This is a genomic window from Pseudomonas sp. LBUM1671 (genome assembly GCF_059695685.1).
The window spans coordinates 37,635-50,619 of the sequence record NZ_CP166782.1 but is presented as its reverse complement, the minus strand read 5'-3'; the positions used below and the strand labels follow the sequence as shown (position 1 = coordinate 50,619).

The 12,985-nt window shown below is 59.6% G+C and carries 12 protein-coding genes; 5 read left to right on the top strand and 7 right to left on the bottom strand.

Annotated elements, in window-relative coordinates:
- Window positions 1-8: 8 nt before the first annotated feature.
- Both ACA060_RS00230 and algB read right to left on the bottom strand, forming a co-directional pair.
- Entirely contained in the window at window positions 9-1,796 is a 1,788-nt protein-coding gene (locus ACA060_RS00230; RefSeq protein WP_497314743.1) for an ATP-binding protein, read from the bottom strand.
- Window positions 1,797-1,803: 7 nt separating this feature from the next.
- A complete protein-coding gene (gene algB, locus ACA060_RS00225; RefSeq protein ID WP_109627060.1) occupies window positions 1,804-3,150 on the bottom strand; it encodes a sigma-54-dependent response regulator transcription factor AlgB in 1,347 nt (448 codons plus the stop codon).
- 443 nt (window positions 3,151-3,593) lie between these two features.
- Between algB and ACA060_RS00220 the strand changes: the two genes are divergently transcribed.
- From ACA060_RS00220 to ACA060_RS00200, 5 genes are all read left to right on the top strand, one after another.
- Window positions 3,594-3,881, top strand: a complete 288-nt coding sequence (locus ACA060_RS00220) for a hypothetical protein (RefSeq protein ID WP_109627059.1) — start codon at window positions 3,594-3,596, stop codon at window positions 3,879-3,881.
- 82 nt (window positions 3,882-3,963) lie between these two features.
- Window positions 3,964-4,128 carry a DUF1328 domain-containing protein gene (locus ACA060_RS00215; RefSeq protein WP_003177151.1) on the top strand — a complete coding sequence of 55 codons (165 nt, stop codon included), beginning with the start codon at window positions 3,964-3,966 and terminating at the stop codon, window positions 4,126-4,128.
- 2 nt (window positions 4,129-4,130) lie between these two features.
- Window positions 4,131-4,595: an inhibitor of vertebrate lysozyme family protein gene (locus ACA060_RS00210; RefSeq protein ID WP_497314741.1), complete on the top strand. Its 465-nt coding sequence runs from the start codon at window positions 4,131-4,133 to the stop codon at window positions 4,593-4,595.
- A 700-nt stretch (window positions 4,596-5,295) separates the two neighbouring features.
- Window positions 5,296-6,627: a glutamate/aspartate:proton symporter GltP gene (gltP, locus tag ACA060_RS00205; protein ID WP_109627055.1), complete on the top strand. Its 1,332-nt coding sequence runs from the start codon at window positions 5,296-5,298 to the stop codon at window positions 6,625-6,627.
- 221 nt (window positions 6,628-6,848) lie between these two features.
- On the top strand, window positions 6,849-8,078 hold the full coding sequence (locus tag ACA060_RS00200) for a nucleoside recognition domain-containing protein (RefSeq protein ID WP_497314739.1): 1,230 nt from the start codon (window positions 6,849-6,851) through the stop codon (window positions 8,076-8,078).
- 160 nt (window positions 8,079-8,238) lie between these two features.
- On the opposite strand, the gene ACA060_RS00195 is transcribed toward ACA060_RS00200, so the two are convergent.
- Genes ACA060_RS00195 through ACA060_RS00175 form a run of 5 tightly spaced genes read right to left on the bottom strand, consistent with a single transcriptional unit; the run spans window position 8,239 to window position 12,834 of the window.
- The gene (locus tag ACA060_RS00195) at window positions 8,239-8,865 is read right to left on the bottom strand and encodes an ABC-type transport auxiliary lipoprotein family protein (RefSeq protein ID WP_497314737.1); all 627 of its coding nucleotides are present in this window, start codon (window positions 8,863-8,865) and stop codon (window positions 8,239-8,241) included.
- Window positions 8,862-9,800, bottom strand: a complete 939-nt coding sequence (locus ACA060_RS00190) for an MlaD family protein (RefSeq protein WP_497314735.1) — start codon at window positions 9,798-9,800, stop codon at window positions 8,862-8,864. The genes ACA060_RS00195 and ACA060_RS00190 overlap by 4 nt, the downstream gene beginning before the upstream one ends.
- Before the next feature lies 1 nt (window position 9,801).
- Window positions 9,802-10,605: an ABC transporter ATP-binding protein gene (locus ACA060_RS00185; RefSeq protein WP_109627049.1), complete on the bottom strand. Its 804-nt coding sequence runs from the start codon at window positions 10,603-10,605 to the stop codon at window positions 9,802-9,804.
- A complete protein-coding gene (locus ACA060_RS00180) occupies window positions 10,602-11,750 on the bottom strand; it encodes an ABC transporter permease (protein WP_497314733.1) in 1,149 nt (382 codons plus the stop codon). Before ACA060_RS00180 ends, ACA060_RS00185 begins: the two co-directional genes overlap by 4 nt.
- Before the next feature lie 55 nt (window positions 11,751-11,805).
- Entirely contained in the window at window positions 11,806-12,834 is a 1,029-nt protein-coding gene (locus tag ACA060_RS00175; protein WP_109627045.1) for a DUF5924 family protein, read from the bottom strand.
- Between the last annotated feature and the right edge of the window lie 151 nt (window positions 12,835-12,985).

Below are 12,985 nucleotides of genomic sequence, written 5' to 3'. Positions count from 1 at the left end.
GCAGCGGTTTAAACCGCCAGCGCCATGTAGAACTGCGTACCCTGCCCCGGCCGCGAATAAACACCCATCCGCCCGCCATGCAACTGCACGATTTCCTTGCACAACGCCAAACCAAGCCCGGCACCGCCCTTCTTGCGGCCGACCTGGACGAAAGGCTCGAAGATCCGCCCCTGCTGACCGTAGGCAATGCCTTCACCGTTGTCTTCCACGCTGATAATCACCCGCTCCCCATGGCGCCGCGCCTGCAAACGTATCAGTCCATCCTGGGCGGTATGGCGCAAAGCGTTGTCGATCAGATTATCGAGCACCCGATCCAATTGCGCCTGGTCGGCCTGCAACCTGGGTAAAGGCCCTTGCACTTCCACCGCCAACTCGATGCCCTTCAGCGCCGCAGTTCCGGCAAAGCGTTCCTGAGCCTGCTCCAGCAACGCTTCAATGGAACACGGCGCCAGCGTGAGCTTCTGCAAACCGTTCTGGTAGCGAGAGAAATTCAGCAGGTCGTTGATCAGTTGCATCAAGCGCTGCATTTCTTCATTCACGGTGTCCAGCAAATCGGCTTCGCGGGAGTCCGCAGGAAATTTCGCCCGCTCACGGAACAGGCCGAAGGCCATGTGCATTCCCGTCACCGGGGTGCGCAGCTCATGGGAGGCGCGCAAGACGAACTCGCTGCGCACCCGTTCGAATGCACGCTGTTCGGTGACGTCATGCAGCACCATCACGGCGCCGAGAATGTGGCCCTGCGTATGGCTGACCGGCGTCAGGCTGTAAGTCAGCAACCTCGATTCACCGTCTACCTCAATGCTCAGGTCTTCCGGTGCCCGCTCCAGCGTCCCGCCACGCAGCACCAGTTGCAGCTGCTCATCCAGTTCGGGACGCTCAAGCGCTGAGCCCAGCCCCTGGCCGAGTCGATCGGTGTCCCACCCCAACTGACGCTGGGCTACGGGATTGAGGTGCTCCAGATAGCCTTCGCGGTCGATCATCAGCAACCCGTCATCGATGCTGTCGAGTACAGCCTGCAAACGTTGCTGGCCGGCGAGCAGCTCGTCGATGTTCATCGCCTGATGCTCACGCAGCGCCTCGGCCATGATGCCGAAGCGCTTGGTCAGTTGGTTCATTTCCTCGGCCGAGGAAACCGGCAGGGTCACTTCAAAATTACCTTGGCCGATGTCGTCAGCGGCCTGGACCAACGCTTCAATCGGAGCGCCAAACCGGCGGGCGATCGCATGGGCGGTCATGAAACCGATGATCAACACCGCCAACCCCACCAACCCGAGCAGGCCGGCAATCAGCAAAGCGCGTTCCCGGGCCTGGCGCTCGGTGTTGTTGATGTTATCCAGTGCACGCTTTTGCTCGGAGACCAGACCGCTGCGCAAGATATTGAATTTTTCCACCAGCGCAGCGTTGCCGCTCAATGCAGGCGTAGCCGCTTGGGTCTGATCGTAGACCTGAAGAAAGTCGAGGTAATCAGCCTTGGCCTGTGTGAAGCCATAACCGCCGTTGCTGGAGTGTTGAAGTGTGATGCCTTCTTCAAGCAATTCGAGGTAGTGTTGCCTGGAGGCCTGGAACGCAGCAGGATCGGGCTTTTCGTCGATCATGATCATGAGCTGATCGCCCAGGGTCTGACGCAATTTCAGCCCCAGGTCCAGCGAGACAAAGTTGTTGCGAACCAACACTTCCTGAGTGCCGGCCATCTGCATCACGCTGACGAGCCCGAGCAAGAGCCCGAGCAGCGCTACGGTGATCAGCGCCGAAATACTCAGAAACAGCCGAGTACGCAGCTTCATCGCCAGTTTCATTGTCGGCTCACAGGTTGTACTGCTTGCGTTTACGGTACAGGGTCGAGGCATCGATGCCGAGGGTCTTGGCCGCCTGATCCAGCGTATCAGCGGTGGCGAGGACGGCGCCGATGTGGGCTTTCTCCAATTCATCCAGGCTCAACGCCGCACCAATACGCGGCGCGTTGTTGGTCGGGGTCTCGGCCATGCCCAGGTGGCTGATCTCGACCCGTTCCTGTGGGCAGATAATGCTCGCCCGCTCCACCACGTTACGCAGTTCGCGGATGTTGCCGGGCCAGCGGTAACCCAACAACGCTTCCCGGGCCTCATCGCTAAATCCCCGTGCCGGACGCGCATACTCCTTGACGAAGCGAGCCAGGAAACGATCGGCCAGGTTCAGAATATCTTCCCGGCGCTCGCGCAGTGGCGGCAAGTGCAACGTGATGACGTTCAGGCGATAGAGCAGGTCCTCACGGAAACGGCCGTCGCGCACCATGTCTTCGAGGTTCAGGTTGGTCGCCGCGAGGATTCGCACGTCGGCGCGGCGGGTCACCGGGTCACCCACCCGCTCGTATTCCTTGTCCTGGATGAAACGCAGTAACTTGGGTTGCAACGTCAAGGGAAAATCGCCGATCTCGTCGAGAAACAACGTACCGCCGTCGGCCTGATTGACGCGCCCCAAGGTGCTTTCGCTGGCGCCGGTGAACGCGCCACGGCTGTGGCCGAAAAGTTCACTTTCCATTAATTCCGCCGTCAGCGACGGGCAGTTGATGGTGACGCAGGATTTCTTCTGACGCTTGCTCCAGCCGTGAATGGCTTGGGACAGTTCGCCTTTACCGGTACCGGACTCGCCGAGAATCAGAATGTTGGCGTCGGTAGTGGCGACCTGGCGTGCGGTTTCAAGTACCACTTTCATGGCCGGGCTGTGGGAATCCAGTCCGTCCTTGGGTTTGCGCACTTCACCTTCAAGGGCTTCCAGCCGAGCGGAAAGTTGGCGCACTTCCAGCTGCTTGGCAGTGGCGAGACGCAACTGGTCGGGGCTGCAAGGCTTGACGAGGTAGTCGGCGGCACCGGCCTGGATCGCATCCACGGCGGTGTCCACGGCCGAGTGAGCGGTGACGATCACCACCCGCATCCAGGGGGCCTGAATGCGCATCTGGGCCAGCACATCCAGGCCATTGTCCTCACCCAGGCGCAGATCAAGGAAACACAGATCGAACACCTGACGTTGCAGCAAAGCATCGGCCTGTGCCGCGCTGTTGGCGGTGGCCACGCTATAGCCTTCATCTTCGAGGCAATAACGGAAGGTTCGCAGAATGGCGGATTCATCATCCACCAGCAGAATGCGGCCTTGATGCTCAGTGGCAGATTCCATGTTCCCGCGCTCCTTTAAAAATAATGATCTTGATTTAGTCCCGGAAAAATCGGGCAAGTTGCATGGTTGATTCTGATCCATTCCAGCCATCGCAGGGTAGCTCTCTACACATCCATTAGCTAATGGACTGATTTTGCTGGTTTTTTAGCAAAAAACCGCTTTTGAGGCGATTACCCACGTCCTTTTCTGACATCTGCGCCCTCCTCTCAATTCAAAAATAATCAAAGTTCCCGGGAACTGATCGTGCAATACGCACGACCCTGCGTGCCTCATCGTGCAGGATGCGTCCGTCATGATTTTTACTTACAAACCAAGCCATTGATTTTAAAAGGTTTTTTTCTACGAAAAAGCTGGCATGCAGGCTGCAATAGCCTAGGTAATCAGGGCCATTTTGAATCGACGCCCACTGACAAGATCACCACCAGAGTGGGAGGAGTTTCAGAATGAATCGCCAACGTGTCGCCCCATTGCGCATCTCGCCGTTGCATATCCAGCAAGGCCTGTTTGGCATCCTGGCGATGTTGATCACGCTGATAGCTGGCCAGCAGTTCCTGCTTTGGGAACAGAGCCAGCAGCCAGAAGCGCCGCACGTGTCGATTCATCGTGCAACCCAGACCCATTTCAGCGCCGTCAGCAGTAATCAGGCTGACCTTGCTCCGATGCGAATGATGGACGTCGACCAGGCTCAGCCTGCGGATGAGATGCCGCGTCAGGAACGTTGGGTGTTCTGAGCAACCGAACTTGGCGCGCTCGCTGCGCCGGGAAAAGCACCACAAGCTGCACCTCTAATATAGAAGCGTAAGGAGAATCACCATGTTGAGCTGGGCAATCACATTCTTGATCATTGCCATCATCGCCGCCGTATTGGGCTTCGGTGGTATCGCGGGCACCGCCACGGGTATCGCCAAGATTCTCTTTGTCGTGTTCCTGGTGATGTTCATTGCTTCGTTCTTCTTTGGCCGTCGCGGTCGAGGCTGAATATGAGCGTTTGGGTAAAGACACTGGCAGCCGCCCTCCTTCTGGGCGGTAGTGCCATGGCGATGGCGGCCAATGATGGCCAGACGCGGACCAGTGAATTGTTGAATTCGGACCCGCAGTACCGTGAAACCTGGACTAAAGTCGTTAAAAAGGAAGAACGACTGCCGGAATGGGTGATGAACCTGTCTGGCGCTACCGAGCAAATGAATGCCGTTGAAGAAGATGGCGATAAGTACTTGGTCGGGCCGCTTTGCGAAACGCAAACGACGTGCCTGAACAAACGCTTGATAGTGGCCTTCAGCTTCGACAAAAAGGACGCGTACGCCATGCTGGTCGAAGTGCCCGCAGGATTGCCGGCCGACAAGTCGCCAACGCGACATGCCGACTACCGCTTCCTCGGCAAACCTGACCAGGGTATGCAGGATCTGTTGATGGAACAGCTCAAGAAAGATCCGAAGTGGTACTGAGTTTGAAACACGAAAGGAGCAGCATTGCTTCTTTCCAGTGCGCTACCCGAGGAAGGTAGGCGCATGACCAAGGGGTCGGGACGTTCTGCCTGTTTCTGGGGCGGAGTGACCTACGGGCACATGGAGTGTCTGCGCAAGGGCCGGGTCAGGTAATTAAAGCTGCGACGCAAGTTCGCCAGCCCCGAGTGGCTCGACGGACTTGCGAACAGCTTCAACGTGCAAAGCGTTGATCTAGAGCACTGCGCTCATTCCCTCCTGCTGCATATTCCCCGTAAAACCGTTTCGCGGTGTTTCTTCACGACCGTATATCGAGAAACCTTCGACTTTGGGCGCATGAGATTTCGCTGCCAAACGTAGGCTTTTTCCGAAATTTCGTCATGAATTCAACTGTTTAAAAAACAACCAACCTCCTCTGAAATGGCCGGTTCACGGCACTTATGCCTGCCGAAATGTCGTATTCGAACCGGTTGGGACGCGGGTTTCAATTAAAAAAGCTCATGCCGATTCGGCATAGGGTAGGCGTTTACGGCATTAGACGTCGCTTCCTTGCATCGGAATAGTTGCGCCTTTTTTCGCCTGCCAGAGAGCCGTAACAAAGCGCTCCGGGGCACCTTATACGGGGGCAGATGCACAGACTTTTTCGCGACGAGCGTTCCAGTTCTTGCATTCGCCTGAGTCAAACGCAAGTAAGGGTAAAGATATGAAGAAGGCAAAGCTCAGCCTCGCCTGGCAGATCCTCATCGGTCTGGTACTGGGGATAGCAATCGGTGCGCTGCTCAACCATTTCAGTGCCGAAAAAGCCTGGTGGATCAGCAACGTCCTGCAACCGGCAGGCGATATCTTTATCCGTCTGATCAAGATGATCGTGATCCCGATCGTCATCTCCTCGTTGATCGTCGGCATCGCTGGTGTAGGCGACGCGAAGAAACTCGGGCGTATCGGCCTCAAGACCATCATTTACTTCGAAATTGTCACCACCATCGCCATCGTGGTCGGTCTGGTGCTGGCCAACGTGTTCCATCCGGGCACCGGCATCGACATGAGCACCCTGGGTACCGTGGATATTTCCAAGTACCAGGCGACGGCGGCCGAGGTTCAGCATGAACACGCGTTCATCGAAACCATCCTCAACCTGATCCCGTCGAACATCTTCGCGGCCATGGCCCGCGGCGAAATGCTGCCGATCATCTTCTTCTCCGTGCTGTTCGGTCTCGGTCTGTCGAGCCTGCAATCGGACCTGCGCGAGCCGCTGGTGAAGATGTTCCAGGGCGTCTCGGAAAGCATGTTCAAAGTCACCCACATGATCATGAACTATGCCCCGATCGGCGTGTTCGCTCTGATCGCAGTGACCGTGGCCAACTTCGGTTTCGCTTCTCTGATACCGCTGGCCAAACTGGTGATCCTGGTTTACGTCGCCATCGCCTTCTTCGCCTTTGTCATCCTCGGCCTGATTGCCAAGATGTTCGGCTTCTCGGTGATCAAGCTGATGCGCATCTTCAAGGATGAGCTGGTACTGGCTTACTCCACCGCCAGCTCCGAAACCGTGCTGCCGCGCGTGATCGAGAAGATGGAAGCCTACGGCGCGCCGAAAGCCATTTGCAGCTTTGTGGTGCCGACCGGTTACTCGTTCAACCTCGACGGTTCGACCCTGTACCAAAGCATCGCGGCGATCTTTATTGCCCAGCTGTACGGCATCGACCTGTCGATCAGCCAGCAATTGCTGCTGGTGCTGACCCTGATGGTGACGTCCAAAGGCATCGCCGGCGTACCGGGCGTGTCCTTCGTGGTGCTGCTGGCTACCTTGGGTAGCGTGGGTATTCCGCTGGAAGGCCTGGCGTTCATCGCCGGTGTCGACCGCATCATGGACATGGCCCGTACCGCGCTGAACGTGATCGGCAATGCCTTGGCCGTACTGGTCATCTCCCGCTGGGAAGGCATGTACGACGACGCCAAGGGCCAGCGTTACTGGAACTCGCTGCCGCACTGGCGCAGCAAGGAAAAGCTGCCGGCGGGCGAAGTTTCCAGCAACTGATAGCTGAACCCTGTGGAGTCTGGCTTTTATGTGGGAGCCAGCCTGCTGGCGATAGCGGTGTATCAAACAACAGAGATGTTGAATGTGCCGGCCTCATCGCCAGCAGGCTGGCTCCCACAGTGACCCGAGCAAGCCACACAAACAAACCCCGGAGAAATCCGGGGTTTGTCGTTTCTGGCTACCCCGCTATCATTCGCGGCATTCTTCGGGGGATTTAACTGATGCTCAATGGCCTGTGGCTCGGCTTTTTCATCGTGGCTGCCGTTTCGGCACTGGCGCAATGGCTGATCGGCGGTAACGCCGGGATCTTCGCGGCGATGGTGGAAAGCATTTTCGCCATGGCCAAGTTATCCGTCGAGGTCATGGTCCTGCTGTTCGGCACCCTTACCCTGTGGCTGGGCTTTCTGCGAATCGCCGAGAAGGCCGGGATCGTCGATTGGCTGGCCAAGGCGCTGGGCCCCTTGTTCCTGCGCCTGATGCCGGAAGTCCCACCCGGCCACCCGGCCATCGGCCTGATCACGCTGAACTTCGCCGCCAACGGCCTGGGCCTGGACAACGCCGCCACGCCAATCGGCCTGAAAGCCATGAAGGCGCTGCAAGAGCTCAACCCCAGCGAGACCATCGCCAGCAACGCGCAGATCCTGTTCCTGGTGCTCAACGCCTCATCCCTGACCCTGCTGCCGGTGACGATCTTCATGTATCGCGCTCAGCAAGGTGCACCCGACCCCACCCTCGTGTTCTTGCCGATCCTGTTGGCAACCAGCTGCTCGACAGTGGTGGGCCTGCTGTCGGTGGCGTTCATGCAACGCCTGCGTCTGTGGGACCCGGTGGTGCTCGCGTATCTGATTCCCGGTGCCCTGGCCCTCGGTGGCTTCATGGCGCTGCTGGCGACGCTCTCGGCGACCGCTCTGGCCGGGCTTTCATCGATCCTCGGCAACCTGACGCTGTTCGGGCTGATCATGCTGTTTCTGGTGATTGGCGCGTTACGCAAAGTGAAAGTCTACGAAGCGTTCGTCGAAGGCGCCAAGGAAGGCTTCGACGTGGCCAAGAACCTGCTGCCGTATCTGGTGGCGATGCTGTGTGCCGTCGGCGTACTGCGGGCGTCCGGGGCGCTGGATTTTGGTCTGGACGGGATCCGGCATCTGGTGGAGTGGGCCGGTTGGGACACGCGCTTCGTCGACGCGCTGCCGACGGCGATGGTCAAGCCGTTCTCCGGCAGCGCCGCGCGGGCGATGCTGATCGAAACCATGAAGACCTCCGGGGTGGACAGTTTCCCGGCGCTGGTGGCTGCGACGATTCAGGGCAGTACGGAAACGACGTTCTATGTGCTGGCGGTGTACTTCGGTGCAGTAGGCATCCAGCGAGCGCGGCATGCGGTTGGGTGCGCATTGCTGGCGGAATTTGCCGGTGTTCTCGGCGCGATTGGCGTTTGCTACTGGTTCTTCGGTTAACCAAAGATCCCCTGTGAGAGTGAGCCTTTGTGGCGAGGGGACTTGTCCCCGTTGGACTGCGCAGCAGTCCCAAGACCTGAATTCGGGGCCGCTTCGCGACCCAACGGGGACAAGTCCCCTCGCCACAAAGGCTCGCTCCTACATTGGGTTTGTGTTGGCTTTAAGGGCGAGGAGGCGGGGCGGCTTTCTGGCCTTGCTCAACCGCCCAACTCACCACCTGCGCCGTCAACTGATCGCTGGCCTGGCCAAACCCTGCCACCACCGCGGGCACCTTCACATCGCTCAATGGCTGGCGCACTTCAAAGCGGCGGCTGGCGAGGATGCGCTGGTCATACCCACGCACCAGCAACGCATCCAGCCGCACGACCACGCTCGCCGCGGTGCCTTGGTATTCAGTCTGGAACGCCTGCAGACTCCCGCCCAATTCCAGATCGGCTTGGAAGTTGCTGTCATCTGTGCTCAGCAACGGCACTCGGCCGTCCCGCTGGAAACCATCCAGCAGCCGATTGCGCAGCAACACCGGCGCCGGATCGCTCCAGCGCGAGGCGGCGTAGCTGCTGATCAGATCACCGTGGGGGATCACGGCGATTTTCGGGCTGTTCAACGCTTCGCTGGCCTGCGGCTTGGTCAGGCGAAGCGACCAGCGTTGCGGCGTGCCATGACTTGCCGGTGCGCTGCTCTGGGACGAAGGCAAGCGGTAGACATCGGACGGCTCGGACTTGGGCAGGATCGAGCAGGCGCTGACCAGCGTGAAGCCGGCGAGGAGGGCGAGGGTCGCAAGCTTCATGGCGTGAACTCCTTGTTCTTGTCATTGCCCAGCAAGTAACCGCTGGGGTTGGCTTCCAGGCGTTGGGAAATGGCCCGCAACGACGTCAGGGTGTCGCGCAATTCACGTACCGCCGGTGCCAGGCCGTTAAGGCCCTGCATGCCGCTGTTCAGTGAATCCTGGTTGGTAGTGAGCAATTTGTTGATGGTCGCGCTGCTTTGCTCCAGCGACTTCATGGCCTGCTCGGCGCTGCCGAACATCTGCTTGCCCTGATCGTTGAGCAGGCCGTTGGCGTTACGCATCAACGCCGACGTCTGTTCCAGCATGGCGCCAGCCTGCTTGCCGACGGACGCCAGTTGCTGCATCGCCTGACGAATATCGCCGCGCTGGTCAGCGATGGTGCCGGTGGTTTGTTCCAGATGTTCCAGCGTCTTGCTGATGCGCTCGACGTTCTCGGTGGAAAACATCAGGTTGGCGTTATGCATCAGCGTGTTCACGCCGGCCATCAGGTCGCCGCTGTCGTTCAGCAAACGGGCGATGGGCGAGGGCGATGCGATAATCACCGGCAGATTGCCGTCCTTGCCCTTGAGCGTCGGACTCTGAGGTGTACCGCCACTGAGCTGGATGATCGACGTCCCGGTGATCCCGGTCAGCGCCAATATGGCCCGGGTGTCTTCCTTGATCGGCGTATCGCCACCCAGGCGAATCCGCGCCAGCACCCGGCGAGGGTCTTTCGGGTCCAGGCGCAAGGTCACCACATCGCCGACCTTGATCCCGCTGTATTGCACGGCGCTGCCCTTGGACAAGCCGCTGACCGCCTCGTTGAAGACGACTTCGTAATCCTTGAATTCGGTGTCGACACTGGACTTCGCCAGCCACAGACCGAAGAGCAGGGCGCCTGCCACCACAATCACGGTGAACAGGCCGATCAATACATGATGGGCTCGGGTTTCCATGTCAGACCTCATTCAACTGTTGAGCGGCGGTCAGCGCCGCGCGGCCGCGAGGGCCATGGAAGTATTCGTGAATCCACGCATCGTCGGTTTCCGAGACCTTGTCGATGGCGTCCGCCACCAGCACTTTTTTCTGCGCCAGCACTGCCACCCGGTCGGTGATGGTGTAGAGCGTGTCGAGGTCATGGGTCACCAGAAACACACTCAGGCCCAAGGCATCGCGCAGCGTCAGGATCAATTGATCGAAGGCAGCGGCGCCAATCGGGTCGAGGCCGGCGGTGGGTTCGTCGAGGAACAGGATGTCCGGGTCCAGCGCCAACGCACGGGCCAGTGCCGCACGCTTGATCATGCCGCCGGAGAGCGAAGCCGGGTATTTGTCCGCCGCCGACAGCGGCAGCCCGGCCAGCGCCAGTTTCACCGCCGCCAAGTGCTCGGCGTCTTCACGGTTCAGGCCGGCGTGTTCGATCAGGGGCAGGGCGACGTTCTCGGTCACCGTCAGCGAAGAGAACAGCGCGCCTTTCTGGAACAGCACGCCAAAGCGCCGTTCGACCATCGAACGCTCGTGTTCGGGCAGGGTCGGCAGGTTCTTGCCGAAGACCTTCACCAGCCCTTCGCTGGGCTGGCGCAAGCCGACGATGCTGCGCAGCAGCACCGATTTCCCGCTGCCGGAGCCGCCCACCACGGCGAGGATTTCACCTTTGTACAAATCCAGGTCGAGGTTCTCGTGCACGCTCTGGCTGCCGAAGCGATTGCACAACCCACGGACTTCGATCACCGCCTCGGAGGGCGCTCGGGGTAGACGACTCACCAGCCCATCTCCATGAAAAACAGCGCGGCGACAGCGTCGAGCACGATCACCACGAAAATCGACTGCACCACGCTCGACGTGGTGTGCGCGCCAACAGATTCAGCGCTGCCACTGACCTTGAAGCCTTCAAGGCAACCGATCGCAGCGATCAGGAACGCGAAGATCGGCGCTTTGACGATCCCCACCAGAAAGTGCTGAACGCCGATATCGGTTTGCAGCAACGACAGGAACATCGCCGGCGAAATATCCAGCGACACGGCGCACACCACACCACCGCCGATAATCCCCGAGAGCATCGCCAGAAAGGTCAGCATCGGCAGCGCGACCAGCAACGCCAATACACGCGGCACCACCAGCAGCTCCATCGGATCGAGACCGAGTGTGCGGATAGCATCAATTTCTTCGTTGGCCTTCATCGAGCCGATCTGCGCGGTAAACGCACTGGCCGTACGCCCGGCCATCAGGATCGCAGTCAGCAACACACCGAATTCGCGCAGGAAGGAGAACGCCACCAGGTCCACGGTGAAAATACTCGCGCCAAAACTCGCCAACACCGTCGCGCCGAGAAACGCCACCACGGCACCGACCAGAAAGGTCAGCAACGCCACGATGGGCGCGGCGTCGAGGCCGGTCTGTTCGATGTGCGCGACCATTGGCGTGATCCGCCAACGCTTGGGGCGAAACAGCCCGCGCGCGATGGTTTCGAGGATCAGGCCGACAAAGCCCAGCAGTTGCAGGGTGTCCTGCCAGACGGTGTCAACCGCGCGGCCGATGCGGGTCAGCAGTTGAATGCCGACGCTGATTTCCGGCTCCTTGATCGGCACGCAGAAGTCGCTGAGCGAGCAATAAACCGTCTGCAACAAGGCGCGGTCGGCCGGGGACAGCGTGCAATCAGGATGTTCGGCGGATCGGCCCAAACGCTCGGACCCGAGCAATTCGACCAACAGTGAAGCGCCAGCCGTGTCCAGCGCGCCGAGGCCATTGAGGTCGATGTGGGTACTGTCGTCGTATTGGCCGCGGAGCTTTTCGCTCAGGTGCTTGAGATCGGCGTAATGGGCGAGCGTCCAGTCACCCGTGACCCGCAGTTGTGCCGGGGAGTGAGAGGCGTCTATCTGGGCATTGCCGGCCGTTGTGCTGCTGGTCATAAGCTCCGTGCTTGTTCGGCTATTGGCGCAGAGCTACGTAATAGCACGAACCGGATTACTTTTCTTTGATCGGTGTGCTGTCCGTGATTTTGAAGCGCAGCACACCGATCAGTTGCCCGTCTTCGGTCAGCACCCGAACCTGCCACTTACCCGCAGGGTTGCCGGGGAAGTTCTGCTTGTGGGTCCAGGCGCGATAGCCTTCCTTGCGCCCGCCATGGATGTCCAGCGGGATGCGGTCGACCTCTTTGCCGTTGAACGTCCAAACGTGATAAATCCGTTCGTCCAGACCGCGTGGAGCGTTGATCGCGGTGTAGGCGTACAGGCCGTCTCCACGGATCTGCTCGGCGCTGACTTCTTCAAGACTCTTGCCCGGCGTGCGGTCCTGCATTTGCGTACTGATCGCCACGTCGGTCATCCACAGCGTCGCCGGCGGAACCCATGAACGCAGGACCCAGCCGACGCCCCCGATACCCACGGTGATGCTCAAGATCGCCAGCGCATTGCGCAGGGTCCGGATCGGGAAGATCGACGCCAGGCTCGGGAACGACAACACCACAGCGGTGCCCAGCGCCAGTTTGAAACTCTGGGACGTGGTCAGGTGCAAAATGACGGGCAGGGCGGTCAACAGCGCGGCGAACAGCGTCAGCGTGTGCAACGCCAGGAACGCCCAGCGCCGGGGGGCCAGCCATTTGTAGTAGAGCGGGTCGATGATGGAAATCAGCGCCGCCATGCTCAGCAACCCGGTGAAGAACAACTGGCCGCTGTTCCAGGTCGTGGTGATGAAAAAGAACGGCAGGACGAAAAACAGGCTTTCCTGGTGGATCATCTGCGTGGCGTAACGCAGCAAAGGCTGGGGGATTTCGCGTTTGAAGAGTTTGGTGAACAGCTTGGTGAGGCTGTTTTCCAGCATCAGCCAGATCCAGCTCAGCACCATGATGATGGTGATCCAGGTCGCCAGGCCCTGTTGCCGATCCACCAGGATGAAACTGCCGACCCCGGAGATGAAACCACCGAGCGCAATGACCCCTGGATAGCGCTTCATCAGCTCCAGGATGCGCTGGACGTAAAGGGTCAGAGTAGGCATTCGGCGGTTCACAATAGTCGTGGGGAAAATCCTCGACAGAGTACCGCCCGGGCGGGGGGCGTGGCGAGGGTGCCGGTCACTTTGGTTGAACACAAAACTCTGGGGTGGAGGGGATTTCTGTGGCGAGGGGATTTATCCCCGTTGGGCTGCG